This is a genomic window from Cobetia sp. 1AS1 (genome assembly GCF_029846435.1).
GTDB classification, from domain to species: domain Bacteria; phylum Pseudomonadota; class Gammaproteobacteria; order Pseudomonadales; family Halomonadaceae; genus Cobetia; species Cobetia amphilecti.
In genome coordinates this window covers 43,134-68,848 of the sequence record NZ_JARWKU010000001.1, presented here as the reverse complement: position 1 = coordinate 68,848, position 25,715 = coordinate 43,134, and the positions used below count along the sequence as shown (strand labels likewise).

Annotated in this window: 24 protein-coding genes; 3 read left to right on the top strand and 21 right to left on the bottom strand. The window is 65.1% G+C overall.

The features are described from left to right. Positions 1–50 precede the first annotated feature (50 nt). Positions 51–977 carry an FAD-binding protein gene (locus tag QD280_RS00295; protein WP_054554997.1) on the bottom strand — a complete coding sequence of 309 codons (927 nt, stop codon included), beginning with the start codon at positions 975–977 and terminating at the stop codon, positions 51–53. Next, entirely contained in the window at positions 974–1,726 is a 753-nt protein-coding gene (locus QD280_RS00290) for an electron transfer flavoprotein subunit beta/FixA family protein (protein ID WP_043331886.1), read from the bottom strand. Before QD280_RS00290 ends, QD280_RS00295 begins: the two co-directional genes overlap by 4 nt. Before the next feature lie 593 nt (positions 1,727–2,319). On the opposite strand from QD280_RS00290, the gene QD280_RS00285 reads away from it, so the two are divergent. Then, the gene (locus QD280_RS00285) at positions 2,320–3,963 is read left to right on the top strand and encodes an electron transfer flavoprotein-ubiquinone oxidoreductase (protein WP_279837934.1); all 1,644 of its coding nucleotides are present in this window, start codon (positions 2,320–2,322) and stop codon (positions 3,961–3,963) included. Positions 3,964–4,190: 227 nt separating this feature from the next. Next, the gene (locus QD280_RS00280) at positions 4,191–5,426 is read left to right on the top strand and encodes a dicarboxylate/amino acid:cation symporter (protein ID WP_279831427.1); all 1,236 of its coding nucleotides are present in this window, start codon (positions 4,191–4,193) and stop codon (positions 5,424–5,426) included. Positions 5,427–5,538: 112 nt separating this feature from the next. Here QD280_RS00280 and QD280_RS00275 read toward each other — a convergent pair whose 3' ends face one another. From QD280_RS00275 to QD280_RS00200, 16 genes are all read right to left on the bottom strand, one after another. Next, positions 5,539–6,480, bottom strand: a complete 942-nt coding sequence (locus QD280_RS00275; protein WP_279837933.1) for a sulfurtransferase — start codon at positions 6,478–6,480, stop codon at positions 5,539–5,541. 122 nt (positions 6,481–6,602) lie between these two features. Beyond that, complete coding sequence (locus QD280_RS00270; protein ID WP_279837932.1) at positions 6,603–9,122, bottom strand: ATP-dependent helicase; 2,520 nt, start codon at positions 9,120–9,122, stop codon at positions 6,603–6,605. A gap of 107 nt (positions 9,123–9,229) precedes the next feature. Beyond that, on the bottom strand, positions 9,230–9,859 hold the full coding sequence (locus QD280_RS00265) for a DUF1285 domain-containing protein (RefSeq protein WP_279837931.1): 630 nt from the start codon (positions 9,857–9,859) through the stop codon (positions 9,230–9,232). A gap of 42 nt (positions 9,860–9,901) precedes the next feature. After that, complete coding sequence (locus QD280_RS00260; protein ID WP_043331890.1) at positions 9,902–10,735, bottom strand: TatD family hydrolase; 834 nt, start codon at positions 10,733–10,735, stop codon at positions 9,902–9,904. Between the two features lie 110 nt (positions 10,736–10,845). Beyond that, positions 10,846–11,196 (bottom strand): PilZ domain-containing protein, encoded by a 351-nt coding sequence (locus QD280_RS00255; protein ID WP_043331891.1) that lies wholly within the window; start codon positions 11,194–11,196, stop codon positions 10,846–10,848. Positions 11,197–11,473: 277 nt separating this feature from the next. After that, entirely contained in the window at positions 11,474–12,499 is a 1,026-nt protein-coding gene (locus QD280_RS00250) for a DNA polymerase III subunit delta' (protein ID WP_054555003.1), read from the bottom strand. Then, positions 12,496–13,245 carry a dTMP kinase gene (tmk, locus tag QD280_RS00245; RefSeq protein WP_279837929.1) on the bottom strand — a complete coding sequence of 250 codons (750 nt, stop codon included), beginning with the start codon at positions 13,243–13,245 and terminating at the stop codon, positions 12,496–12,498. Before tmk ends, QD280_RS00250 begins: the two co-directional genes overlap by 4 nt. 100 nt (positions 13,246–13,345) lie before the next feature. Continuing rightward, entirely contained in the window at positions 13,346–14,347 is a 1,002-nt protein-coding gene (gene mltG / locus QD280_RS00240) for an endolytic transglycosylase MltG (protein ID WP_199852376.1), read from the bottom strand. Between the two features lie 72 nt (positions 14,348–14,419). Beyond that, positions 14,420–15,310 carry an aminodeoxychorismate lyase gene (gene pabC, locus QD280_RS00235; RefSeq protein ID WP_192838429.1) on the bottom strand — a complete coding sequence of 297 codons (891 nt, stop codon included), beginning with the start codon at positions 15,308–15,310 and terminating at the stop codon, positions 14,420–14,422. A 118-nt stretch (positions 15,311–15,428) separates the two neighbouring features. Beyond that, a complete protein-coding gene (gene fabF, locus QD280_RS00230) occupies positions 15,429–16,673 on the bottom strand; it encodes a beta-ketoacyl-ACP synthase II (protein ID WP_043331892.1) in 1,245 nt (414 codons plus the stop codon). Between the two features lie 339 nt (positions 16,674–17,012). Further along, positions 17,013–17,246 carry an acyl carrier protein gene (acpP, locus tag QD280_RS00225; protein ID WP_024950601.1) on the bottom strand — a complete coding sequence of 78 codons (234 nt, stop codon included), beginning with the start codon at positions 17,244–17,246 and terminating at the stop codon, positions 17,013–17,015. Between the two features lie 100 nt (positions 17,247–17,346). Beyond that, on the bottom strand, positions 17,347–18,090 hold the full coding sequence (gene fabG, locus QD280_RS00220) for a 3-oxoacyl-ACP reductase FabG (RefSeq protein ID WP_043331893.1): 744 nt from the start codon (positions 18,088–18,090) through the stop codon (positions 17,347–17,349). 60 nt (positions 18,091–18,150) lie between these two features. Next, positions 18,151–19,113 (bottom strand): ACP S-malonyltransferase, encoded by a 963-nt coding sequence (gene fabD, locus QD280_RS00215; RefSeq protein ID WP_192838428.1) that lies wholly within the window; start codon positions 19,111–19,113, stop codon positions 18,151–18,153. A gap of 274 nt (positions 19,114–19,387) precedes the next feature. Continuing rightward, positions 19,388–20,410: a phosphate acyltransferase PlsX gene (gene plsX, locus QD280_RS00210; RefSeq protein WP_192838427.1), complete on the bottom strand. Its 1,023-nt coding sequence runs from the start codon at positions 20,408–20,410 to the stop codon at positions 19,388–19,390. A 29-nt stretch (positions 20,411–20,439) separates the two neighbouring features. Next, positions 20,440–20,610, bottom strand: a complete 171-nt coding sequence (gene rpmF, locus QD280_RS00205) for a 50S ribosomal protein L32 (protein WP_065392644.1) — start codon at positions 20,608–20,610, stop codon at positions 20,440–20,442. A gap of 33 nt (positions 20,611–20,643) precedes the next feature. Next, entirely contained in the window at positions 20,644–21,174 is a 531-nt protein-coding gene (locus tag QD280_RS00200; protein WP_107335333.1) for a YceD family protein, read from the bottom strand. Positions 21,175–21,432: 258 nt separating this feature from the next. On the opposite strand from QD280_RS00200, the gene QD280_RS00195 reads away from it, so the two are divergent. Then, positions 21,433–22,029, top strand: a complete 597-nt coding sequence (locus tag QD280_RS00195; protein WP_279837928.1) for a Maf family protein — start codon at positions 21,433–21,435, stop codon at positions 22,027–22,029. A gap of 99 nt (positions 22,030–22,128) precedes the next feature. On the opposite strand, the gene QD280_RS00190 is transcribed toward QD280_RS00195, so the two are convergent. The 3 genes from QD280_RS00190 to QD280_RS00180 are packed head-to-tail and all read right to left on the bottom strand — an operon-like array spanning position 22,129 to position 24,920. After that, entirely contained in the window at positions 22,129–23,247 is a 1,119-nt protein-coding gene (locus tag QD280_RS00190; protein ID WP_279837927.1) for a S49 family peptidase, read from the bottom strand. Positions 23,248–23,281: 34 nt separating this feature from the next. Beyond that, the gene (locus tag QD280_RS00185) at positions 23,282–23,968 is read right to left on the bottom strand and encodes an HAD-IA family hydrolase (protein WP_279831465.1); all 687 of its coding nucleotides are present in this window, start codon (positions 23,966–23,968) and stop codon (positions 23,282–23,284) included. Then, positions 23,961–24,920, bottom strand: coding sequence for an RluA family pseudouridine synthase (locus QD280_RS00180; protein WP_054555007.1), 960 nt, complete (start codon positions 24,918–24,920; stop codon positions 23,961–23,963). The genes QD280_RS00185 and QD280_RS00180 overlap by 8 nt, the downstream gene beginning before the upstream one ends. Between the last annotated feature and the right edge of the window lie 795 nt (positions 24,921–25,715).

Sequence of the window (25,715 nt, the reverse complement as noted above, 5' to 3'; positions counted from 1 at the left end):
TTGGCCAGGCCACCTTGCGGTGTCTCGGCCTCAGCCTTGCGGGGCGTTGCTCAGAGCTTGCCTTCGAGCTCCGGCAGCACCTCGAACAGATCCCCGACCAGGCCGTAATCCGCGACCTGGAAAATTGGCGCTTCGTCGTCCTTGTTGATCGCGACGATGACCTTGGAGTCCTTCATGCCCGCCAGGTGCTGGATCGCCCCGGAGATGCCGACGGCGATGTAGAGATCCGGCGCGACGATCTTGCCGGTCTGGCCGACCTGCATGTCGTTGGGCACGAAGCCGGCGTCGACCGCAGCGCGTGAGGCACCGATGGCGGCGCCCAGCTTGTCGGCGATACCGTTGAGCAGCGCGAAGTTCTCACCGTTGCCCATGCCGCGGCCACCGGAGATCACCACCTTGGCGGAGCCCAGCTCAGGACGCTCGCTTTCGGCCAGGGTTTCCTCGACGAAGCTCGAGACGCCTGCATCCTCGACCACATCCACGGCCTCGATGGCCGCCTGTCCGTCGAGCGCGACCGGATCGAAGCCGGTGGCACGCACGGTGATGACCTTGAGCACATCGTCACTCTTGACGGTGGCGATGGCGTTGCCGGCGTAGATCGGGCGCTGGAAGGTATCGGCGCTCTCGACGGCGATGATCTCGGAGATCTGCGCCACGTCCTTCAGTGCCGCGACACGCGGCATGAAGTTCTTGGCGGTGGTGGAGGCACTGGACAGCACGTGGCTGTAGTCATCGGCCAGCGCCACGACCAGTGCCGACAGGTTCTCGGCCAGCTGATGGGCGTAGACGGCATTGTCGGCGACACGCACACGCGCGATACCGGCAAGCTTGGCGGCCTGCTCAGCGACGGCGCCTACGCCCTCACCGGCGACCAGCACGTCAATATCGCCACCGATGGCGGTTGCGGCTGCCACGACACTCGCGGTGCTGCTGGTCAGCTGGCCATCATGATGATCGGCAATGACGAGAATGCTCATGAGATCACCTTTGCTTCATTCTTGAGTTTGTCCACCAGCTCATCGACGGAGCCGACCTTGATGCCGCCCTGACGCTCGGCCGGCGGCGTGACCTTGACCAGCGACACCTTGGAGGCCGTGGAGACACCCAGCTCTTCCGGCGTCTTGACGTCCAGCGGCTTCTTCTTGGCCTTCATGATGTCCGGCAGCTTGGCGTAGCGCGGCTCGTTGAGGCGCAGGTCAGTGGTGACCACCGCCGGCAGGTTCAGCTTGACGGTCTGCAGGCCGCCATCGATCTCGCGGGTGACATTGACGCTCTCGCCATCGACCGCCACTTCGGAAGCGAAGGTACCCTGCCCCATGCCGGTGAGTGCCGCCAGCATCTGGCCAGTCTGGTTGTTGTCGGCATCGATGGACTGCTTGCCGAGAATCACCAGGCCGGGCTGTTCTTCCTCGACCACCTTGGCCAGCAGCTTGGCCACGGCCAGCGAGTCGACGGCGTCATCGGTCATTACCTGCACGGCGCGATCGGCGCCCAGCGCCAGCGCGGTACGCAGCTGTTCCTGGGCGGCCTTCGGACCGATGGTGACGGCCACGACTTCGGTCGCCACGCCCTTTTCCTTCAGGCGCACCGCTTCTTCCACGGCGATCTCGCAGAAGGGGTTCATGGCCATCTTGACGTTGGTCAGATCGACGTCAGACTGGTCAGCCTTGACGCGAATCTTGACGTTGTAATCGATGACGCGTTTCACCGCGACGAGTACTTTCATGGTGTCCTCGCTGATTTCTCATGGAGTACCAGTGACCGTGAGGCCGCCAGCGCTCGATTCATGCAAGCGTTTGATAGGTGAATATCTTCCACAGATGACCGTGATGACAAGTGTCTCGCCACGATATCCGCTGGCACCCGACGGATGAAGTCAGCCAGACCGGCGTGGTTTTCACTCTCCGGGCGCCGCCATTCTCATGCGGGCATCTTGCGCAGAATTGGTTGCCGGGGTCAAACCTGACAATCACTCTCAACACGCCCGAGCGTGAAACCCATCGGGCGATTTCCTGCAACGCCCCCGGTGGCTATTACGTCAGACCCAAGCATAATAAACAAACGGTCGTTTTAAATGCTACTGTTGCGGCATGCTATGCGGCTGCTTCGCGCCAGCGCCCTATGTCGAGCGGCCGATCGTCCGTGCAGGACATGGCGTACCAGCGTGAGTCGCACCCCTATTTTCACTCCGACGAGTCGTGCCCTGACGCACGCCACGCCGGAGGTTCACTGCCCAGCGAACGGCCATGGTCGTTCGTGACACGCCCGCCCCGCCGGATCCGCGGGGCCCTGACGGCGCAAAGATTGAGGAGACGGGTCATGGAACGCGAATTCATGGATTTCGACGTGGTCATCGTCGGTGCCGGCCCTTCCGGCCTGGCGGCGGCCTGCCGACTGATGCAGCAGGCCAATGCGGCCGAGAAGGAGCTGACGGTCTGCGTGGTCGAGAAAGGTTCTGAAGTCGGCGCGCACATCCTGTCCGGCGCCGTGCTCGAACCGCGTGCACTGACCGAGCTGTTCCCCGACTGGGCCGAGCGAGGCGCACCGCTCAAGACGGCCGTCACCCGTGACGAGGTCGTGCTGCTCAAGGATGACCAGAAAGCACAGGTCATCCCCAATGCACTGGTCCCCAGAACCATGCACAACGATGGCAACTACATCATCAGCGCCGGCAACCTGACGCGCTGGCTGGGCGAGCAGGCCGAGGAGCTGGGCGTCGAGATCTTCCCGGGCTTCGCCGCCCAGGAAGTGCTGCATGGCGAGGATGGCACGGTGCGCGGCATCGTGGTCGGTGACATGGGCGTGGCCGCCGATGGCAGCGAGAAGGATGGCCACATGCCGGGCATGGAACTGCGCGGCAAGTACACCCTGTTCGCCGAGGGCTGCCGTGGCCACCTGGGCAAGCAGCTGATCTCGCGCTTCTCGCTCGACAGCGAAGCGGACGCCCAGCACTACGGCATCGGCTTGAAGGAGCTGTGGGATGTGCCCGCCGAACAGCACCAGCCGGGGCTGGTGGTGCATGGCAGCGGCTGGCCGCTCAAGGGCAACGCCGAAGGCGGCTTCTTCCTCTATCACACCGATGACCAGCAGGTGGTGGTGGGCCTGATCGTCGATCTCGCCTACGACAACCCGTACCTGTCGCCCTTCGATGAATTCCAGCGCATGAAGCAGCACCCGACCCTGGCCCGCCATCTCGAGGGCGGCAAGCGGGTTTCCTACGGTGCGCGCGCCATCGCCAAGGGCGGCCTCAACTGCCTGCCCAAGATGAGCTTCCCGGGCGGTCTGCTGATCGGCTGTGATGCCGGCACCCTCAACTTCGCCAAGATCAAGGGCCTGCACACCGCGATGAAGTCCGGCATGCTGGCGGCGGAAAGCGTGTTCGACGCCATCAAGGGCGGTGACGAAGGCGGCGAAGACCTGGTCGACTTCGGCAAGCGCTTCAAGGACAGCTGGGCCTATGAGGAGCTGGACGCCTCACGCAGCTTCGGCCCGGCCATACACAAGTACGGCACCCTCCTCGGTGGCGCCTACAACTTCCTCGACCAGCTGACGGGCGGCCGCCTACCGACCCTGCATGACACCACGCCGGACTACGCGCGCATGCGCCCGGCGGCTGAATGCACGAAGATCGAGTACCCCAAGCCGGACGGCAAGCTGTCCTTCGACAAGCTGTCCTCGGTGTTCCTCTCCAACACCAATCACGAGGAAGACCAGCCGTGCCACCTGCGCCTGTCCGACCCGGAACTGCCGGTGCGTGACAACCTGCCGCGCTACGCCGAGCCCGCCCAGCGCTACTGCCCAGCCGGTGTCTACGAGATCGTCGAGGAGGCCGGTGAGCCGCAGTTCCAGATCAACTTCCAGAACTGTGTGCACTGCAAGACCTGTGACATCAAGGACCCGGCGCAGAACATCACCTGGGTCGCGCCGGAAGGCGGCGGTGGCCCCAACTACCCCAATATGTAAGCCCCTGCTGCCTGCCAGCTGATAACGCCGCCGCGGCCCTGCCGTGGCGGCGTTATCGTGTCTGGCTCTCCTCATTCCTCAGCGCCGCGCCTGCGGACGCCTTGCGCCCCGTGGGCGCTTCTTGTGTTATTCCAAAACAATCTCAAAGCGATTGTTGATATAACAGCTCCCCGGTAGCACATTAGCCTCCCTCGAATTCAGACTCACGCCATCGCTTCGGAGCCACCATGTCCGTCACACGCCAGATACTGCTCGCCCTGGGGCTGGGCATTCTCAGCGGCCTTGCCCTGAACGCCGGGGCAGGCGCTCTGCCCGAGGGCAGCGTCGCCTGGCTCGACAGCCACCTGCTGACGCCGGTGGGCCAGATCTTCCTGCGCCTGCTGCAATTCGTGGTGGTGCCGATGGTGTTCGGCGCCCTGATCATGAGCCTGACCAACCGCGAAGGCGGCGCCGATGTCGGTCGCCATGCCGGCCGCCTGCTGGGCAGTTACGTGGTCACCAGCGCCGTGGCGCTGACACTGGGCATGCTGGTCGCGCATTGGCTGACGCCAGGCAGCGGCGCCGAGAGCCTGGTGGATTCAGCGCCTGAAGGTCGCAACGCCGACAGCATCGCCCAGTGGCTGGTGGGCCTGGTGCCCAACAACCCCTTCACCGCACTGGGCGGCGGCGGCCTGCTGCAGGTCATCTTCGCGGCCGCCCTGATCGGGCTGGCGATGCGCGCCCTGCCGGAGGAAAGCGCGCCGCTGCATCGCGTGATCGAGAGTGGTTACACCGTCAGCCTCAAGGTGCTGTCCTTCGTGCTCAAGCTGGCGCCGGTGGGGGTCTTCGCACTGATTACCTCGGTGATCGCCACCCAGGGGCTGGACCTGCTGATGCGCCTGGGCATGTACGTGATCGGCCTGATCATCGCGCTGGCGCTGATGGCACTGCTCTATCTGGTGCTGCTGGCCGTCACCGGTGCCCGCCCGCTGGCCTTCGTGCGCCACTTCGGCCAGAGCCTGGGCTTCGCCTTCGGTACCGCAAGCTCCGGCGCGACCCTGCCGCTGGCGCTGGGCAATGCCCGCGACTACGGCATGAATGAATCCCTGGCCAGCTTCGCGCTGCCCTTCGGCACGGCGCTCAAGCGTGACGGTGCCGCCGTGCTGCAGGGCTTCAATGCGCTGTTCGTGGCGCAGCTGTTCGGCATCGATGTCACCACCTCGCTGGTGATCACCGTGTTCACCACCGGCCTGCTGGTCAGCTTCTCGACGGCTGGCGTGCCGGGTGCGGGGCTGGTCGCCATGACCACCGTGCTGGGCGCGGCAGGGCTGCCGCTGGAAGGCGTGGCCGTGGTCGCCGGGGTGGACCGCTTCACCGATGGCCTGCGCACCGCCCTCAACGTGATGGGCAACTGCGCCAACGCCGCCCTGCTGGAGCGCTTCGATTCGCGCAAGCCCGACGCGGAGCCCAGGACACAAGCGTAAGCACGCACGCAAAGAGTCAGTCAAAGCGCTCCACAAACGACAACGCCCGCCAGAGAAACCTCTGGCGGGCGTTGTCATGTCTGAAAGGCCGTCATCGCGCTGGCGCGTGCAGCTACTTCTCGCTGGCCTCTCCGGTGGCGACCGGGCGCGCGGGATCACTGATCCAGTCGCTCCAGGAGCCGGCATACAGGCGCGGCAGCGGCAGCCCCGCGATCGCGAAGGCCAGGATGTTCTGGCAGGCGCTGATACCGGAACCGCAATAGGCGATCACCTCACCCTGCGCCGGCAACAGGCTGCGCAGCTCACGCATCAGGCTCATGCGGTCCTTGAAGCGGCCATTGGCTTCCAGATTGCTGGGGGTCGGTCGGCAGAATGCGCCGGGAATATGGCCTGCCACCGGATCGACCGGCTCCTGCTCACCGCGAAAACGCGCCTCGCCGCGGGCATCCAGCAAGCTGTCATCCGTGGCGGCCACCTCCTGGGCGCTGACCAGCAGGCTGTCATCAAAGCTCGGCTGCCAGTCGCTGGGTGTGGGGCTCACCGGTTGGGCAGGCGCACGCTTGAGCTCGCCCATGGCCTGATTCCAGGCCTGGATGCCGCCATCCAGTACGCGCACATCCGGATGCCCGGCCCAGGTCAGCATCCACCACAGCCGCGCCGCCGCCATCTGCCCGCCCATGTCGTCATAGACCACCACCTGCTGCTCGGGCGTGATGCCGAGGCGGCGGAACAGCTCGGCCGTCGCCTGATGTGACGGCAGCGGATGCCGCCCGCCCACGCCGTCCTCGCGCACGGCGGCCGACAGATCGCGGTCCATATCGACATGGATGGCCCCTGGCAGATGGCCTTCACCCCACAGACGCTCGCCGGCTTCCCCATCATCGAGACGCGCACGGCAATCCAGCACCACGGGGGACTTGAGGCCCGCCATCGCCAGCTGGGTCACCAGCTGGCTGGCATCGATCAGGGGCGCCTGGCGCTGGTCCGGTACCAGCAGCGATGAGGCGGAGACGGAGGCTGCCGCCAATGCGGCAGGATCAGGATACTGAGCCATGGGAACTCCTTTTCGGGCAGACGAAGATGCACTGGAGGCATGATGGTGCTCGGCGCAAGGCTTGGCAATCGCGCGGCCTTGTCGCCCGAGTCTCAAGTCCATTGTTACAAGGGGCACAAGGGTCACAAGGCTGTCAGCGGGGCGCGCGTGGCGATCAGGCGGCGCTTGTTGCCATCGGCGAAGCGCACCTCGATCAGCGGATTGGCCTCATTGCCCGAGACCTCTTCGATCACCCCCTCACCGAAGCTCTCGTGACGCAAGCGCTGGCCGACTTCCCAATCACCGACGCGTCGCAGCACGGCCGGCTCGCCGCGTGCAGAGCGATTGTCCTGTCGAGCGCCGCGAGCATAGGTGCCGCCCGAGCTGGACTGGCCTTGCGCAGTCGACTTGCTGGCCGGCTTGCCCGGGGACTTGGCGACCTTCTTCGGCAGCGCTTCCAGCGTCGGCGGCGTGATGCCGTGACGTGCCAGAGGCAGTCGCGCCAGATAGGCCTCGCCAAGCGCCGGCGCCGCCACACGCAGCCGCTCGTCGCTTCCGTCCGCTGACTCGCGGGCGGCCTCATCGCCGTCGTCGGCCTGCAGACGGGCGAGCTTGGCGCGCTTGCCGGCACCGTGAATCCAGTCGCCGAGGCGGGTGCAGTCCTCCACGCACAGCTCCGCGAGGAAGCGGCTTGGCGTATGCGTGCCGCCGTCACGCCACAGGTGCAGCTGCTCGCGGGCACGCGTCACGCCGACGTAGCACAGGCGTCGCTCCTCCTCGAGGCGCTCCGGCGACAGCGGGTTGTCACGCGAGTAGGCCGGGAAGTCTTCCTCGTTCATGCCCCACAGCCCCACCAGCGGCCACTCCAGCCCCTTGGCCCCGTGCACCGTGGTGATCAGCACGCCGTCGGCGGCGTCCTCGACCGGATTGCGCAGCAGATTGATGAAGGCGTCAGGGTCATTGGCCAGCTCCCCCGCCTGCTCGATCAGCACATCCAGCAGGCGCACATCCTCCTCGCCCTTGTCACGCCGGGCCGCGGCGCGGCGCAGCACCTTGTCGGCCTCCAGCTCATCGACCACATGGCGCAGCAACCGCGCGGGCGCCCAATCGCCCAGCGAGGGCAGATCACACAACAGCTTCCAGCGCTTGTGCAGGTTGCGGCGTTGCAGCGGCTTGAGCCCCTCGAGAATAGGGTCTTCCTTGCGTGGCCAGCGCTGGCTGTCGGCCAGTTGCTGACACAGGCGCTCAAGGCGTTCGCGCGCGACGAAGGCGGTGGGCTGGGTGAACAGCAGCAGCAGGTGCGTCGGGTCGCGCAGACGCGTGGCATCACGCGCCAGCTCCAGATAGCCCGCCAGCGCCTGCACCAGCGGCAGACGGAACACGAAGCGATCCCCCTGCCCCAGCCGGAAGGGAATGCCGGCCTTGAGCAGCTGCAACTGCACCGGTACCGACAGCGCCCAGCTGCGCACCAGCACGGCGGCCTCGGCGCCACTGCGACCCGACTCTCGCCAGGCCGTGAGCGCCGCGACCAGACTGGCGGCGCCCTGGCCTTCGAACAAGCGCGTCGCCGGCGTGCCGGGCGCGGCCAGACACAGCTGGTCCGGACGGCGCGCATTGGCGGCGATGGCGTGATTGGCCACCAGCGCCAGACGATGGCCGTGGCGGAAGGTGTAGCTGAGCGGGAAATCCAGCGGCGCGGCAAAGCTCTCGGCAAAGCGCGTCAGCATGTAGTCAGGCCGCGCGCCACGCCACTCGTAGATGCACTGGTTGGCATCGCCCACGGCCATGACTTCTGCCATGGCGCCGGAGGCTGCGGGCGACGGCTCGCCGCCGGACGGTGCACCCGCCAGCAGCGCCAGCATGCGCTGCTGCGCCTCATTGATGTCCTGATACTCATCGATGATGACGTGCTGCAGATGCCCCTGGATGCGTGCACGGGTCTCGGGCTCCTTCTCCAGCTGACGAAGCGGCCGGTAGAGCAGATCGGCATAGGTCATCTGGCCGTACTGCTCGAGCAGCTGCTCAAGCTGAGCGAAGGACTCGACGAAGTGGCCGGTGTGCTCGCCGAGATTCATGCGCTCGTAGAGCAGCGTCGGCTCGCACATCTCGGCCTTGACCAGATCACAGAACTGGGCGAGCGCTTCGAGGCGCTCGCCTTCCAGCGCCGCCTCACGATCGGCGCGATCAGCATCGCCCAGCGCACGCTGGGCGGCCTGCTTGAGCAGACGCTCCAGCGCCCAGTCCTGCTGGATGAGTTCGCGCGGCTCGAGGCTGCCCCAGCGCACCAGGGTGGTGGTCAGGCGATGGCCGATGGAGTGGAAGGTGCGGATGTCGGGCAGCCGAGTGCCCGGCGGGGCCGCCTGCGCCAGCTTGGCGACGAAGTCCTCACGCGCCGAACGGTTGAACATCAGCACCAGAATCCGCTGAGCCGGAATGCCTTCCGCCAGCAGACTCAGCACCCGCGCCACCAGCGTGGTGGTCTTGCCGGAGCCCGCCACCGCCGCTACCCGCGCATGCCTCCCACGATGCGCCACCACGGCGCGCTGCTGATCCGTCAGCCGTTGCGTCAGCTGATCGACGGCCAGCGCCAGTGGCGATGCTGCAACATCTGGCCCGGAGGTTGCGGTGCTGTCGGGCTCGATGGGAGGAAGTGGTGACGACATGAAGACCTGCAATGGCTGACGGCGAGAGAAAAGGAGCGAAGCAGAACGCGAGGGGCGCACGAAAGAGAGAGCAGAAGGCGGCAGGCTCAAAAAAGGCTCAGACAGGTTCAGACCTCGACCTCATCGGCCGCCAGCTGTCCCAGAATCTGGAAGCGCCCGCCGCTCATGAAGCCGAGTGTCAGGCTGCCGTCTTCCTGCTCATGCGTCTCGGCGCTCTCGAGCAGCCGATAGTAGAGATTGCGGTGCAGGCGCGCGGCAAGCCCGAAGCGCACCGCCACTTCCGGTAGCCACAGGCCGTCCGGCGTCTCGCTCAGCGTCAGGCAGGTCTCCCCTTCCACTCGCACGACATCGCCCTGATCGGTGACCAGCTGCCAGACGTCCGGCCGAGGCTCTGTCTGTCCAGGCTCGGCCTCTCCAAGCTCAGTCGGCGCAGAATCACTCTCGACGCGGGAGCAGTCCACCGCCAGGAAGGGGCGGTCCTCGACCTGGATGGTGACCTTTTCCGCCGGCGTGACCAGGCAGTAGCTGCCATCGGGCTCGCGGCGCAGGACACGCGACAGCATGTGCACCAGCCGCGCACGGCCGATGGGCGTGCCCTCGTGCAGCCAGCGCCCGTCGGCACAGATGACGAGGTCCATCTCGCCACAATGCGCCGGGTGCCATTGGTCCACCGGCGGCAATGCCTTGCCGCTGGTGGCCTTGTCGCCCAGCTGGGTGAGGATGGCGGCTGGATTCATGACGTTCCCTCCCTGGTGGTCAGATCATGCGAGGTGCCACGCTCAATCGATGAGCATACCGCTGCTGGCCAGCGCTTCGCGAACGTTGTCCGGCGCTTCCGGCGCGGCGGCACGGAACAGGCGATAGAAGTTGGCAGTGGTCTGCATCGCCAGCTCATCGACGGTGATGCCGCGCTCGGCGGCGATGCATTCGGCGACCTCGACCACATTGCCCGGCACATTGGAGGTTCCACGGTACGGCACCGGCGCCAGATAGGGGCTGTCGGTCTCGATCAGCAGGCGGTCCAGCGGGATGGCGCGCGCCAGCTCGCGGACGTGTTCGGCGTTGCGGAAGGTGACGATACCGGAGATGGAGACCATGAAGCCGTGGCCCACCGCGATGCGCGCCATGTCGAGATCTTCGGTGAAGCAGTGCAGCACGCCACCGACAGCGGGGTCCGTGTGCTGCTTGATCAGCGCCAGGGTGTCTTCCCGTGCCTCACGGGTGTGGATGATCACCGGCAGCTCGAGCTCACGCGCGGCGATCAGATGGCGCGTGAAACGCTCGTACTGCAGCTCGCGGCTGACGCTCTCGTAGTGATAATCGAGGCCGGTCTCGCCGATGGCCACCGCGCCGAAGCGCTCGGCGCACTTCTTGATGTCCTCGACCGTGGGTTCCGGGTCGACCTGGTGCAGCGGATGCACACCGGCGGAAATCACCACATCCTCATGCTGCTGGGCGATGGCCGAGATCTCGGGCACATCGTCGAGCGTGACGGCAATGGCGAGAAACTGGTGCACGTGACGGGCGCGCGCGGCGTCCAGCACGGCCTCGAGGCTGCCGCCGTGCTCTTCCAGTTTCAGACGATCAAGGTGGCAATGCGAATCGACAAACATCCGGAAACTCTCACTACTGATGGCCACGCGCTGCGCGGCGAAAAACGTGCTCGACCGGCGGGCGCCCATGGCACTGCCGGTCGAGATGATGAAGCGACGCTGCGCTCGCGCTACAGCGTATAGGTCGCGTGACCCTTGCCGAGCATGCCGGCCAGGTGGTTCTCGATATGGTCACGCACCTGGCGGTCCTCTTCACTGAAGTGGATGCCGATCCCGGCAGTGCGCCGGCCACTGACGCCCTGCGGAGAAATCCATACCACGCGCCCGGTGACCGGAATACGCTCGGATTCCTCAGGCAGGGTCAGCAGCAGATAGACCTCCTGGCCCATGGTGTAGCGCTCGGTGGTCGGCACGAAGATGCCGCCGCGCACGAGGGTCGACATGTAGGCGGCCAACAGGGTCTTCTGATCACGAATGGTCAGCGAGAGCGCCTTCTGGCCTTGCTGTGGAGCGGTATCCATCCTTCACCTCCGGCCGGTCTCCCGGCACATGCAGTCCCGTGACGAGCGTCAGCGCTCACATGAGGGCTCACGCTGCGTATCAATGCGTATTCTTCGGCCATTGCCTGCTGTCATCTGACGCAAGGCGAGCAAGCGGCCTGGCTGGCTTCAGTCTAGCCTGCCCGCCTTGCCTCGCGCAGCCTCGTGGCTTTCCACGCGGGCATAGCTCAGCCATACCCTCAGCTCTTCGCTCAGACCTTCACTCGGGCCTTCACGCCAGAAAAAGCCAGCTGCGCACTCAGGAGCGCAGCAAGGCGGCCCAACGCACCAGCCAGGCTTCCAGCACCAGCTGTGGGTTGGGGTTGCCGCCCGCGGCCAGCAGACGGCGCTGCTCGCGGGCGAAGTCCAGCAGCTTGAACCAGTCCTGGGTGCGCCCGTTCTTGACCGCCTGTCTCAGCAGCGGCTCAAGACTGGGGTCACGCAGGTCGCTGGCGTTGCCGGACAGGCCCATGCGAATCAGGTCTTCCAGCCAGGCAATACCGTACCACAGCACCTGCGCCAGCGGTTGGCGCTCCAGTCGCCACGCCTCGGCCACCGGCTCGCCACCGCGCACCAGCGCATCGAACAGCTCGCGCAAGGCCTGACGCAGCTGACGCTGCTCCGCCTCGCCAAGACGCACCGCCAGCTGCGGCAGTCCGCCCGCCATGCGCAGCAGAGCCTGAGCATCCTCGCCCAGCTGCTGCGTTAGCCACGGCAGGCTCTCTTCGGCCGGTGGAATCACCAGCGGCCATTGCTGACAGCGCGAGCGAATGGTCGGCAGCACCCGTGACGGCATGTCGCTGAGCAGAATGAACAGCGTATTGGCGCCGGGTTCCTCGAGGCTCTTGAGCAAGGCGTTGGCCGAGGCGATGTTCATCGACTCCGCCGGTTGCAGACGGATGACGCGGTAGCCGCCCTGCTGGGCCGTCTGGGAGACGAAGCGATTGACCTCACGGATCGGGTCGATGCGGATCATCTTGCCGACATCCTGCGGCGCGACCGCCATCAGATCAGGGTGATGCCCCGCCGCCAGCATATGACAGCCATGACATTCACCACAGGCCGCCGCGCCGGGCTTGCCCTGGGCGGTGCGACACAGCACGCGGGCGATCATCGCATCGGCCAGCTCATGCTTGCCAAGCCCCGACGGCCCGCTGAGCATCACCGCATGCGGCAGGCGACCGTTGTCGTGTACCGCGGTGAAGTGTTGCCACAGCGAATGCTGCCACGGCAGCGGTGAGAAGCTCGAAAGCGTGACACCACTGCTGACGTCTGAAGCACTCATGGCTGCTCATCCGTGTGAGTGTTCGCCTGCCAGGCCGCCACGCGAGCCGCCAGTACCGCCGCGATATCGGCCTGCACGGCCTCGAGCGACTGACCGGCATCGATGGTGGCAAAGCGCTCGGGGTCGGCGTCACGACGCATGTGATAGCCGACACGTACCGCCTCGAAGAACTGCTCGGCTTCCTGCTCGATGCGGTCGGCGCCTTCACCGGTCTCGGCGCGGCGAGCGGCCAGACGGCCACGTGCCGCCTCGACCGGCATGTCCAGCAGCAGGGTCAGGTCCGGCTGCAAGCCTTTCTGCACCAGGGATTCCAGCGCCGAGATATCGCCCAGCGGCAGGTTGCGGCCACCGCCCTGGTAGGCAAAGGTCGCGTCGGTGAAACGATCGCACACCACCCAGGCACCGCGCGCCAGCGCCGGACGAATGGTCGCGGCCAGATGCTGGGCACGCGCGGCGAACATCAGCAGCAGTTCGGCATCATCACTCAGCGACTCGGTCGGCGCCGGGTCCAGCAGCAACTGGCGAATGGCTTCCGCTCGCTCGCTGCCACCCGGCTCACGCGTGCGCACGACCTCGAGGCCATGCGCCTCGAGCTCGGCGACCACGAAGGCGACATTGGTGCTCTTGCCGACGCCTTCACCGCCTTCCAGCGTGATGAAGCGACCACCGCGCGAAGCCTGAGTGGCCGCCGCGCTGGCGGCGTGGCGAGAAGACGTCGTGCTTGATGCGCTCGGACGTGAAGACATGATGTTTCCTGATTCAGACAGCAGATGACTCGCGACGAAAGCCCCCGTGCAGCATGGCAGACCCTGTTCGCCACACGGGTTTCAGCTCATTCGCCACGCATTACCGATTGAGAATATAACGGCGCACGGCATTGTTGTGCTCGCGCAGCGTGCGCGAGAAGTGATGCTTGCCCTCACCCTTGGCGACGAAGTAGTAGGTATCGCCTTCCTTGGGGTGCACCGCCGCTTCCAGCGCGGCGCGCCCGGGCATCGCGATCGGCGTCGGCGGCAGGCCGGTGATCACATAGGTGTTCCAGGGCGTCGGCTTGCGCAGGTCGGCGCGCGACAACGAGCCATCATAGTCCTTGCCCAGGCCATAGATGACGGTCGGGTCAGTCTGCAGGCGCATGCCACGCTCCATGCGACGCTTGAAGACGCCGGCGATCTCGTCGCGCTCTTCCGGCGCGCCGGTCTCGCGCTCGATCAGTGACGCCATGATCAGCGCTTCGTAGGCGCTGGTGATCGGCAGGTCGTCATCACGCCCGGCCCAGACTTCCTCCAGCGTCTTGCTCATGCGGCTATAGGCCTGCTTGTAGAGCGAGAGGTCGCTGACGCCCTTGTGATAGCGGTAGGTGTCCGGGAAGAAGCGCCCTTCCGGCTTCTCGCCCTCTGCACCGACGGCCGCCATCAGCTCCTCGTCGCTCATGTCGCGAGTCGTGTGCTCAAGCTTGGGCGAGGCATCCATGGCAGTGCGCATCTGGGCGAAGGTCCAGCCCTCCGGCACGGTCAAGGTATAGCTGACCACATCGTCACTGGACAGCAGCGCCACCAGCTCACGGCCGTTCAAGCCCGGCGTGAGACGGAATTCACCGGCGCGCAGGCCATTGACGGCCTCAGGCTCGAGGCGCGACCACACCTTGTACGGCCAGCTCGCCTCGATGATGCCCTGTGACTCGAGCTCGCTCACCACCCTGGTCAGACTGGCGCCCTTGGGCACCTCGAACAGCTGTTCCTTCTCGATCGCCAACGGTGACAGCAACTGCGCCTGCCAATAACGAAAGCCCACCACACCCGCAGCCACGGCCAGCACTACCAGCATCAGGAGGATCTTGAACACTCGCATAATCAGGTTTCCAGTCTTCATGGCGAAGGCGACGACCGCACAGGCATGCCTGCTGACGCTCGTCGTCTTCCGTCAATTCGCGGGCTCGCTCAGCAAGCGCGCGACAGTGTGATTCAACTCGCCCAGCGCCGGATGCGCCGCATCCTTCCACTCCGCCAGAATCGCGCCATCGGGCTTGAGCAGGGTGCGCAGCGGCCAGACGCCCTGCACGGAATTCATGACGACGACCCGCTCGGCCCACGCGAGTGATTCAAGCCCCTCACGCACTCGCTCGAACACCATCTCGGCCTCAAGCGCCGCCAGCAGCGTGCCCTCGACCCCGGCACGATCAAGACACGGCGTGAACCAGCGCCCGTCACGATACCAGGCCAGATTCATGCTGGTGGCCTCGATCAGTTCGCCCTGCGCATTGAGCAACAGGCCCTCGCTGATGGCCGTGTCGTTCCACTCGCGGCGCGCCAGCACGTTCTCGAGCCGATTGAGGTGCTTGAGTCCCGCCAGTGCCGGCTGCTCGGCCACACGCAGCTCGCAGACCCGCGCCGTGATGCCACGCCGCGCCTGTTGATTGACCGCAAAAGGCGTCGCGCGTGCCCGCAAGCGCGTCTCCGGTGTCTCAGGTGCCCTGTAGCCCCGCCCGCCGGAGCCGCCGGTGACGATCAGCTTGAGCACTTCAAGCCCCTCGCCCTGACAGACCGCCAGACAGCCAGACAGCTCAGCTGATGAAGGCGCTGCAATCCCCAGACGCTGACAACCGCGCGTCAGGCGCGCCTCGTGCCAGGACCACAGCTGCGGCTGGCCCTCACGCACCAGAATCGTCTCGAACACGCCCTCGCCATAGGCGAGGCCACGGTCATCACTGGGCAGATCGGCGGCGAGCGCTGCAAGAGAGCGCTTGTCGTAAGCGCTCCTTTCATCAGAGGCCCGGCCATCTGAGCTCTTGCTGCCAGAGGCATCAGTCGTCATCGATACAGCCCTCCAGAGAACGGTTGCGGACACGACACGCAATGCAGGTGACGCCCCACAGACAAACGCGCCCCCGGATGGGAGCGCGTCTGAGGAGAGAGAACACGAAAGCGTGTGATCAGTCCTTGAGCTTGCCGAACACCAGCGAGCCGTTGGTGCCACCGAAGCCGAACGAGTTGGACAGGGTGTACTCGATCTTCATGTCACGTGCGACGTTCGGCACGTAATCGAGGTTGCAGCCCTCGGCCGGGTTGTCCAGGTTGATGGTCGGCGGCGCGATCTGGTCACGCATCGCCAGCACGCAGAACACGGCCTCGACCGCGCCGGCAGCGCCCAGCAGGTGACCGATCATCGACTTGGTGGAGCTGACCGCCACATCGCGTGCCGCATCACCCAGCACCGACTCGACGGCGAGGCTTTCCGCCTTGTCGCCGGCATTGGTGGAGGTGCCGTGGGCATTGATGTAGTCGATCTGGCTCGGCTCGAGCTTGGCGTCACGGATGGCGTTGCGCATCGCGGCGGCCGCACCACGGCCATCTTCGGGCGGCGCCGTCATGTGGTGAGCGTCGTCGGACATGCCGAACCCGAGCACCTCAGCGTAGATGGTCGCGCCACGTGCCTTGGCGTGCTCGTACTCTTCCAGCACGACGACACCGGCGCCGTCGGACAGCACGAAGCCATCGCGGTCGCGGTCCCACGGACGGCTGGCCGCCTGCGGATCATCGTTGCGGGTCGACAGCGCACGCGCTGCGGAGAAGCCACCCAGACCCAGCGGCGTGGTCGCCATCTCGGCGCCGCCGGCCACCATCACGTCGGCATCGCCATAGGCGATGGTACGTGCGCTGTAACCGATGTTGTGCGTCCCGGTGGTACAGGCGGTGGTGATCGCGATGTTCGGACCACGATAACCGAACTGGATCGCCAGATTGCCGGAGATCATGTTGATGATGGAGCCCGGCACGAAGAACGGCGAGATGCGACGTGCACCGCCCTTCTCCAGCGCCTTGTGGTTGTGCTCGATCATCGGCAGGCCGCCGATACCGGAACCGATGGCGACACCGATGCGCTCGGCGTTGTCTTCGGTGCATTCAATGCCGGAGTCGGTGATGGCCTGGTGGGCCGCCGCGATACCGTATTGGATGAAGAGGTCCATCTTGCGGGCCTCTTTCGGGTTCAGGTACTGACCCACATCGAAGTCCTTGATGGAGCCACCGAAACGGGTATTGAAACCGCTGACATCGAAATGCTCGATGGCCGCGATGCCGCTCTTGCCCGCCTTGATGTTGCTCCAGCTTTCCTCGACGGTATTCCCGACCGGGGTTACCAGGCCAAGACCTGTTACCACTACCCTTCTGCGAGGCATCGTGTCTCCTCCAAAACTATCGAATTGGCACGCCAGGGCCATGGACGCCCGGACGGTAATTGAGCGCATTATACAGAAACCTGGCCATGCGTGGGCAGTCGGTTTTCAAGCGCTTTTCTGGCCACTTTCACGAAGGAATTCCGACACTTGCCACAAGGGGACATTTGTCACGAAGCCCACCGCCTACCACCAGACAATGCGCGCCCTGTCGGCGCGGCATTGCGCAGCACATCCCTGAACGACAAGAGCCGCACTGAGGAACAGTGCGGCTCTTGAACGTACAGACAATTGCATCACGACCATGAGCAACAGGTTGCTCCGTGATCGCTTCAACACACCTTACTGGTGGTTGACGATGTAATCGATAGCTTCCTGCACGGTGGTGATCTTCTCTGCTTCTTCGTCAGGAATTTCAGTATCGAATTCCTCTTCAAGAGCCATCACCAGCTCGACGGTGTCCAGGGAATCGGCGCCCAGGTCTTCAGTGAAAGAGGAAGAGTTCTGGATTTCTTCTTCTTTGGCGTTCAGGCGCTCAGCCACAACCTTCTTGACGCGTTCTTCAATGGTGCTCATTTAACAATCACTCCTAGTGGTACGGAATCCGCAGCTCGAAAAAGCTGGGCGTAGTTTATAGGCCACCCCAAAAGGACGCAACCACGTCCCTGCGTGGGGTTCAGCGCATGTTCATGCCACCGTTCACCTGCAACGTCTCACCGGTAATGTAGCCTGCTGCATCACTGGTCAGGAAGCCGACTGCCGCAGCAATCTCTTCCGGCTGGCCAAGGCGCGCCAGCGGGATGTTGCCGAGCAACGCTTCGTGCTGCGCTTCCGGCAATGCTTCAGTCATGTCAGTGGCAATGAAGCCCGGCGCCACTGAGTTGACGGTAATATTGCGTGACGCGACTTCGCGCGCCAGCGAGCGGGCAAAGCCTTCCATGCCTGCCTTGGCGGCAGCATAGTTGACCTGACCGAGGTTGCCCATGGTCGCGACCACGGACGAGATGTTGACGATGCGGCCGAAGCGCGCCTTGGTCATGCCGCGCAGGCAGCTCTTGCTGACACGGAAGACCGACTTGAGATTGGTGTCGAGCACCGCGTCCCAATCGTCTTCCTTCAAGCGCATCAACAGGTTGTCACGCGTGATGCCGGCATTGTTGACCAGGATGGTCGGGGCGCCGAAGCGCTCGCCGATTTCCTTGAGCACGGCGTCGACGCTGGCCTGATCGGTGACGTTGAGCAGCATGCCCGCGCCTTCGATACCGTGCGCCTCGAGGTCAGCGCCGATGGCCGCTGCCCCTTTCTCGCTGGTGGCAGTACCGATCACGATACGGCCCTGACGGCCGAGTTCACGGGAGATGGCTTGGCCGATGCCACGACTGGCACCGGTCACCAGTGCGATTCTGCGTTCGCTCGTCATCTTGAGTCCTGAGTTGGCTGATCCAAGTCACATGGCCGGCCAGATGGGCCAGCCACGAGCTTACTGATTCTGTTCGGCAGCGGTCTCGCGGGCAAGTTCCAGCGCCGCTTCCAGGCTATCCGGATCATTCACGGCCAGGCCACGTGCCTGACGCTGAATGCGCTTGCCAAGGCCGGTCAACACCTTGCCCGGGCCGCATTCGATGAAGCTGCGCGCGCCACTGTCGAACATGGCATTGACGCAGTCGGTCCAGCGCACCGGCTGATAGAGCTGCTCGATCAGACGCTGACGCAGTGTCTCGACATCGTCATGCGCCTTGGCATCGACATTCTGGATGACGGTATAGCGTGGCGCACGGAAATCGATGGCATTCATCGCCTCGGCCAGCTTGTCGGCCGCCGGACGCATCAGATCACAATGCGACGGTACCGACACCGGCAGCGGCATGGCGCGCTTGGCACCCGCCTCCTGACATGCCGCGATGGCACGCTCGACGGCAGCGGTGCCACCGGCGATGACGACCTGTCCCGGCGCATTGTAGTTGACTGCTGCGACCACTTCACCCTGCGTCGCACTGGCACAGGCGGCTTCGACCTGGGCATTCTCGAGACCGAGAATGGCCGCCATCGCGCCCTGGCCCTGCGGCACGGCAGTCTGCATGGCTTCGCCGCGCAGATTGACCAGCTTGACGCCCTCGGCGAAACCGATCACGCCAGCGCAGACCATGGCGCTGTATTCACCCAGGGAGTGACCGGCCATGCGCGCCGGGCGCGGGCCTTCCAGCTCCTGCCAGACGCGCCAGATGGCGACACTGGCGGTCAGAAGCGCCGGCTGGGTCAGCTCGGTACGATTGAGCTCCTCCGCCGGGCCTTCCTGTGTCAGGTGCCAGAGATCGCGCCCCAGCGCGTCAGAGGCTTCCTCGAAGGTAGTGCGGACCACGCTATAGCGCTCCGCCAGCTCCCGCAGCATGCCGACCTGCTGGGAGCCCTGTCCCGGGAAGATGAGGGCCAGGGAATCTGTCATTGCTGTCACCATTTCCATCTGTTCAGGTGGGACTGACACGGGTCAAGAAACCCGATTTCCACTGGCTCGCAAGCGAGACGACCACTGTCGTGTCTCACGCTTCTGCCAGGGGAAAGCCTGCTTCCTGTCATTTACATCATGCTGCTGTCCTGCGGAGGCTTCCTGCCCCTGATTCCCGCCCGCCTTCACCGCCCGGCCGCGAAGCGCTGGCATTGTCGCACCGTGTGCGCCGAAGCTCGACCCCAACAGGAACAAATCAGACCAATTTACTCATTCAGCGTGAGTATGTGCCTTCCAGGGCCTGCGCCAGGCGCGAGGGCAACTGCTCGCGAGCCTCGCTGGCCGCGCGCGTGACGGCAAAGGCAAAGCCTTCCGCCGCCGCGCCGCCGTGACTCTTCACCACCACGCTCGCCAGGCCCAGCAGGCTGGCGCCGTTGTAGCGCACCGGGTCCAGTTCACGCGAGAGTCGTGTCAGCGCCGGGCGCGCCAGCCAGGCCATAAGGCGCGTGCGCCAGCTGGCCGCCAGGGTCGCCCCCAACTGCGCCGACAGCATCTGCGCAAGCCCTTCACTACTCTTGAGCACGACATTGCCGACGAAGCCATCACAGACCACCACATCCACCTTGCCGGAGAAGAGGTCGCCGCCCTCGACAAAGCCAAGGTAGTCGAAATCCGACTCGCTGCCAGCCAGCAGGGCGTGCGCTTCCTGCACCTGCGCCGTCCCCTTGACCGACTCGACCCCCACGTTGAGCAGCCCCACTCGTGGACGCTCGACCGCGTCGATGAGGCGGCTGCGCATCGCGCCCATGCGGGCGAACGCCAGCAGATGGTGCGGTGCGACATCGACGTTGGCGCCGAGATCCAGCAGGCTGCAGGCGCGCGCGCCGCGCGTGGGCACCGCGGCACAGATGGCAGGTCGCTCCACCCCTTTCACTCTTCCCACTTCGCGCATGCCCAGCGCCATCAAGGCGCCGGTATTGCCGGCACTGACACAGGCATCCGCCTGGCCGTTCGCCACCAGGCCCAGGGCCTGAGACATGCTGCTGGGCTCGCGACTGCGCAAGACGCGGGACGGGCGAGCATCAGACGCGACAATGCCGTCGACAGCGAGTGTCTGAAGGCGATCACGAACACGGGAGAGTGAAGCAGGGAGGGAGTCTAACTCGGCATCCAGTAGATGCTGCGGGCCGACCAGGATGGCGCTGAGTTGCGAGTCTCGCAACAGCGCACTGGCCGTGCCCCGTAACGTAGCGCGGGGACCGAAGTCCCCGCCCATCGTATCGATGGCGATACGCACGGCGTTACGCCGCGCGCTGCATCAATGCCTTATGCATCAACGACTTTGCGGCCACGGTAGAAACCGTCGGCAGAGACGTGGTGACGCAGGTGAACTGTACCGGTTTCCTTGTCCTGGGACAGGGTCGGTGCAGTCAGGGCATCGTGGCTACGACGCATGCCACGCTTGGAACGAGTTTTGCGGTTCTGCTGAACTGCCATGGGGATTACTCCAATCTTGTCGACAAATTGAGTTCAGTGCTTGTCCTTCAGGGTGCGAAGCACACTGAATGGATTCACAGCGGGTGCGTCCGAGGCCTCGGGTTCCACACCGCTGGCCAGCTGGTCGCGAGAGACGGCACAATCGGCCTCCTCGTGGTAGACCACCTGCGGCAGGACCAGGAGCACTTCATCCTCGATCACTGTCAGGAGATCCAGCTGTTCGTTTTCCACCACTACCGGCTCGTACTCACCGGGCAGCTGCGCCGCCAGCGCATCGCTGGTCACCAGACCCAACAGGAACTCGCTGGAAAGCGGCTCCGGCTCGGTGGGTCCCAGACAACGCTGACATAGCAGACTTGCCTCGAAGGCGATGGAGCCTTCGATGAAGCTGCGACGTTGAGTGTCGATGTCAAAGGTCATGGAAACGCTGACGTCCCCTTCCTGAGCACCGATGGCCTCAACAACACGGGGCATGTTCGCCAGTGGAATCACGCCTTCAAGGCGTTTACCCGCTGACGCCAGCCGGTAGGGCTCGACCTTGGTCGGCAGTCTTGTGGTCAACATAGGCGCGCCATAATAGGGATTCCCCCTCCCGGTGTCAAAATGCATGAGCAACTTGTTGCTTTTGCCAGCCCCCTCACCATCACGCTTTCACGTCGATATGCGACAACTGACACTGGGCTACACGTCCAGCGCGCGATTGTACGCGCCTGACGCTTCAATGCCGAGAGGATTTACGGCATCCTGCAGCCCTTGTTTTTCAAACACTTGCCGCGCGCCGCCCAGCCAATGCCCGCAACGCGCCCCGACGGGAGAGCCATGATGACTCCACTGGTCCTGGCGTCCAGCTCACGCTGGCGTCGTGAACTGCTTGAACGCCTCGGGCTGCCCTTCACCTGGACAGCCCCCAGTATCGATGAGACGCCGCGACGCGAAGAAAGTGCCGAGACACTGGTCCATCGTCTGGCACTCGGCAAGGCCAACGCCGTGGCGGATGCCTACTCCCACCACCTGATCATCGGCAGCGATCAGGTCGCCGTCTTCGAGGGCGAGATACTGGGCAAGCCAGCGGATCTGTCAGCCGCACGCACCCAGCTGGCGCGCTTCTCCGGACGTCGCGTGCGCTTCGTGACCGGCCTGGCGCTGATCGACACCCGGTCCGCGCGTCACTGGGTCTGTCATGAAGACCACGAGGTCGTCTTCCGCTCCCTGACCAGCGCCGAGATCGAACGCTACGTCGAGCGCGAACGCCCCCTCGACAGCGCCGGCAGCTTCCGCATGGAAGGACTGGGCATCACGCTCTTCGAGCGCCTCGAGGGGCGTGATCCCAACAGCCTGATCGGCCTGCCACTGATTCGCCTGTGCGAACTGCTGCGCGAGGCAGGCGTCGACCCTCTGCTGGATGCGCCGCGCTCCTGAGTGGCGCCGCGCCCCCGAGAGACACCGTAGCCCTGAGAGACACCGTAGGCCTGAGAGACACCGCAGCCCTGAGCGACGAGGGCTGCGGCCCTGGCTCGCCTACCAGGGCAGGCGGTAGCTGACCGGCGACACCGTCGTCTCGAGCCCCATCGCACTGGCCATCACACCGGCGAAGCGCCGCGTGAAGCGCTCGAAGGGGTCCTGACGCGGCGTGTAATCGTGCAGCTCCGCCTCTGGCGTCAGCTCCGCCGCCAGCTCTTCCAGCGTACCGGTCCGATCGACCAGCCCCAGCCCCCGCGCCTGCTCGCCGGTCCAGATCAGCCCCGAGAACAGCTCGGGATCGTCCTTGAGGCGCTCACCGCGCCCGGCCTTGACCGCCGCGATGAACTGCTGGTGCGTCGTGGCCAGCACGCTCTGCCAGAAGGCACGCTGGTCCGGCGAGATTTCCGAGAACGGATCAAGAAACGCCTTGTTGTCTCCCGCCGTGAACACGCGACGCTCGATATCCAGCTTTTCCATCGGCCCCTTGAGCCCGAAGCTTGAGGAAATCACGCCGATGGAGCCCACCAGGCTCGAGGGTGCCGCGATGATCTCGCCGGCGCCGGCCGCCATGTAATAGGCACCACTGGCGCCCAGGTCTTCAATCACCGCGATCACCGGCTTGTCGCCCCGCTCACGCAGCCGCATCAGCTCGTCATAGACGCGCTGGGACTGCACCGGGCTGCCACCAGGCGAGTTGATGTCGAGCACCACCGCCACGGAGGCCGGTGATTCCCAGGCCGCGCGCAGCCCCTTGATGATGCGTTCGGCATTGGCTTCGCCATCCGCTTCGATCACGCCTTTCACGCGCACCACGCCCAGATGCTGCTCGCCGGGCAGCGCCGCTGGCTGGCTGCCGAGCGTGAACAGGGTCACCGAGGTCGCGATCGAGGCGATGAACAGCAAGGCGAACAGGAAGCGGAAGAACAGCTTCCAGCGCCGCGAACGACGCTGCTCGGTGACTACGCCCTGCACCCAGCGGTCCATCATCTCGAGCTGCGCGGTGCGCTCGCGCGCCTGCCAGTCCATCTCTCGCTCGGAGGCGGCAGCCGCGCCCTGTCCACTCATGCCCTGTCCACTCATGCCCGGCCCGCTCATGCCCGGCCCGCTCAAGCCCGCTTCGCTCTCGTCCTTGCCACCCGCGCCTTCACGCCAGGGATCATGCGGCCTGTCACTCATCGATTGCTGCTCCTGTACTAGGCGATCGCGGCCGTTACCTGGCCACGTACAGCCAATCCATCAATTCATCGAAATGCGAGACGATGCGCTGCGGCGCACAGGCCTCAAGGCGCGGCACACTGTGTACGCCGTAGTCGACACCGACACTGTGCATGCCCAGGGCACGCGCCATTTCCAGATCATATTCGGTATCGCCGACCATCAGCGCCTCATGCGCCTCAACGTTCAGCTCGGCCAGCAATTCCTCGAGCATGCGGGGATGCGGCTTGGACAGCGTCAGGTCCGCAGTGCGCGAGGCATGGAACCAGTCACCGCAGTCATGGGCCGTGAACATGCGGTCCAGCCCGCGCCGGCTCTTGCCCGTCGCGACGGCCAGCAGCTGCTCGGGATGGCGACGCAGACGCTGGATGCCGGCCTCGACACCGGGGAAGAAGTCCAGCGGCGTGGTATCGACCGCCACGAAATGCGCCTTATAGGCCGCGACCAGCGCCTCGCACTGCTCGGCCGTCGCCCCCGGGAACAGGCGCTCCATGGCTTCGGGCAGCCCGAGCCCGATGATGTCGCGCGCCGCATGGGCAGGCAGCTCGCCCATGCCCGTCGCCAATGAGGCCGCCTGCAGGCAGTCGACGATACGCGCCTCGGAATCCATCAGGGTGCCATCCCAGTCGAAGATGACCAGGCGATAGCGCGGTTGCGGCAGTCCTGCAGCGAGATCAGTCATGACGAGCTCCCAGCTCTCTGGCAGTGGCGAGAACGCGCTTCATCCGCTTGTCCAGCGGCGCGCGCACGGTGACGGTTCGCCCGTCGATCGGGTCAGGAAAGCTGAGCTGGGCGGCATGCAGGAACAGGCGCTCCAGCCCGACCTTCTTCGCCAGGGCATTGCCGCGCTCGGTGCCGTACTTGGTATCGCCGAGCAGCGGGTGCCCGGCATGCACCGAGTGCACGCGAATCTGGTGAGTACGCCCGGTAATCGGCTCGGCCTCGACCAGCGTCATGCTCGGATAGGCCTCACGCACCGCGTAGCGGGTGCTGGCCGTCTTGCCGGCCTCATCGACGCGTACCCGACGCTCGCCATTGCCACCGTCGTAGCGCTCCAGCGGTGCGTTGACGTAATCGCGGCGTGAATCCCAGCGCCCCTCGACCAGCGCCAGATACAGCTTGGTCATCTTGTGGGCCTTGAGGTCGGCATTGAGCTGCAACAGCGCAGCCCGCGACTTGGCCAGCAGAATGCAGCCGGAGGTATCACGGTCCAGGCGATGCACCAGCTCCAGGAACGGCAGGTCGGCGCGAATCTGGCGCATGGCCTCGATCAGGCCGATCTTGACGCCGCTGCCGCCGTGCACGGCAAGCCCCGAGGGCTTGTTGATGACCATGAAGTCATCCGTCTCGCGCACGATGCAGCCCGCCAGCACCTCGCGCAGGTTGTCACTGACTTCCTGCACGGCGGCTTCCGGCGAGAGGCGCAGTGGCGGCACCCGCACCAGATCGCCCGCCTGCAGGCGGTAATCGACCTTGATGCGCTTCTTGTTCACGCGCACTTCACCCTTGCGCACGATGCGATAGATCAACGCCTTGGGTGCGCCCTTGAGGCGGGTACGCAGAAAGTTGTCGATGCGCTGCCCGGCCAATTCCGGGGCAACCTCGATCCACTGGACTGATTGGCCTTCGGCCATGTCGCACTCCTTTCCGGCCCCGCCTTCGCGCGGCCTGCTCATCTTGTTGCCGTGCGCCTGGGCGCACTCAGACCGGTCATTCTACGGTGTCATGCGACCAATGGGGAATCATCGTGCCATATGCCGCTCTCATCCGCGGCTCGCCGGGCCTCGTATCTCGGGCGATGTAGCGAAGCGTTTGATCTGGCAGCTGAATTGCTGGTACATACCTTTACTGGTATATTCGAGCGCAGTGAGATGGGCCTTCTCTATATGCCCGATCATCGTCTCCGCAGCCCTGTCACAGCGGCCGGAAAAACGGCGCACCCGGCACTTCAACAAGGTGCTTCACGCCGGCGGAGAGGGTCAGATGGCCCGCAATGAAGCAACGCGCACCGACATCAGCACCGTGCAGGTCACGCAAGCACCCTGTTGTCATCTACCCTGTCGGTAGCGTGCTGTCCCGCGCATCGCACCTGTCAATCACAGGCAGCGAAGGCCGCCCCAAGGACAGTCATTCGCGGCCAGTGGCCAGACCAACAGCTGACGCAAAACATCGATGTCGCTCAGGTCTCACAGGACCTGATGACGATATCAGCGGGCGCGGAACGCATGACGCCGCGCGCCGCAGCGCAATCGCCCTTCGAGCCTTCGTTGCAGACTCCACGAGATGATGTCGCGGGAGCCCGAAAGCCGCCTGCGCAGGCAAGACAGCAAGACGCCCAGTCATTCATGGGCCAACGACACAAGACCGCTCGGGCATGAAGCCCGGGTAATCATTCGATATCCGTGCCGAAGGCCGGCGTCGATGAATCG

Bases quoted from the DNA above. Each gene is read 5' to 3' on its own strand.
- QD280_RS00260 (WP_043331890.1), bottom strand. From the start codon at position 10,735: ATGTTTGTCGATTCGCATTGCCACCTTGATCGTCTGAAACTGGAAGAG.
- QD280_RS00275 (WP_279837933.1), bottom strand. From the start codon at position 6,480: ATGGCTCAGTATCCTGATCCTGCCGCATTGGCGGCAGCCTCCGTCTCC.
- mltG (WP_199852376.1), bottom strand. From the start codon at position 14,347: ATGCGAGTGTTCAAGATCCTCCTGATGCTGGTAGTGCTGGCCGTGGCT.
- QD280_RS00270 (WP_279837932.1), bottom strand. From the start codon at position 9,122: ATGTCGTCACCACTTCCTCCCATCGAGCCCGACAGCACCGCAACCTCC.
- QD280_RS00265 (WP_279837931.1), bottom strand. From the start codon at position 9,859: ATGAATCCAGCCGCCATCCTCACCCAGCTGGGCGACAAGGCCACCAGC.
- QD280_RS00190 (WP_279837927.1), bottom strand. From the start codon at position 23,247: ATGAGTGACAGGCCGCATGATCCCTGGCGTGAAGGCGCGGGTGGCAAG.
- QD280_RS00290 (WP_043331886.1), bottom strand. From the start codon at position 1,726: ATGAAAGTACTCGTCGCGGTGAAACGCGTCATCGATTACAACGTCAAG.
- fabG (WP_043331893.1), bottom strand. From the start codon at position 18,090: ATGACGAGCGAACGCAGAATCGCACTGGTGACCGGTGCCAGTCGTGGC.
- pabC (WP_192838429.1), bottom strand. From the start codon at position 15,310: ATGACGACTGATGCCTCTGGCAGCAAGAGCTCAGATGGCCGGGCCTCT.
- QD280_RS00295 (WP_054554997.1), bottom strand. From the start codon at position 977: ATGAGCATTCTCGTCATTGCCGATCATCATGATGGCCAGCTGACCAGC.
- QD280_RS00250 (WP_054555003.1), bottom strand. From the start codon at position 12,499: ATGAGTGCTTCAGACGTCAGCAGTGGTGTCACGCTTTCGAGCTTCTCA.
- tmk (WP_279837929.1), bottom strand. From the start codon at position 13,245: ATGTCTTCACGTCCGAGCGCATCAAGCACGACGTCTTCTCGCCACGCC.
- QD280_RS00195 (WP_279837928.1), top strand. From the start codon at position 21,433: ATGACTCCACTGGTCCTGGCGTCCAGCTCACGCTGGCGTCGTGAACTG.
- QD280_RS00255 (WP_043331891.1), bottom strand. From the start codon at position 11,196: ATGGATACCGCTCCACAGCAAGGCCAGAAGGCGCTCTCGCTGACCATT.
- rpmF (WP_065392644.1), bottom strand. From the start codon at position 20,610: ATGGCAGTTCAGCAGAACCGCAAAACTCGTTCCAAGCGTGGCATGCGT.
- QD280_RS00180 (WP_054555007.1), bottom strand. From the start codon at position 24,920: ATGGCCGAAGGCCAATCAGTCCAGTGGATCGAGGTTGCCCCGGAATTG.
- QD280_RS00200 (WP_107335333.1), bottom strand. From the start codon at position 21,174: ATGTTGACCACAAGACTGCCGACCAAGGTCGAGCCCTACCGGCTGGCG.
- QD280_RS00280 (WP_279831427.1), top strand. From the start codon at position 4,191: ATGTCCGTCACACGCCAGATACTGCTCGCCCTGGGGCTGGGCATTCTC.
- QD280_RS00285 (WP_279837934.1), top strand. From the start codon at position 2,320: ATGGAACGCGAATTCATGGATTTCGACGTGGTCATCGTCGGTGCCGGC.
- acpP (WP_024950601.1), bottom strand. From the start codon at position 17,246: ATGAGCACCATTGAAGAACGCGTCAAGAAGGTTGTGGCTGAGCGCCTG.
- fabD (WP_192838428.1), bottom strand. From the start codon at position 19,113: ATGACAGATTCCCTGGCCCTCATCTTCCCGGGACAGGGCTCCCAGCAG.
- QD280_RS00185 (WP_279831465.1), bottom strand. From the start codon at position 23,968: ATGACTGATCTCGCTGCAGGACTGCCGCAACCGCGCTATCGCCTGGTC.
- fabF (WP_043331892.1), bottom strand. From the start codon at position 16,673: ATGCCTCGCAGAAGGGTAGTGGTAACAGGTCTTGGCCTGGTAACCCCG.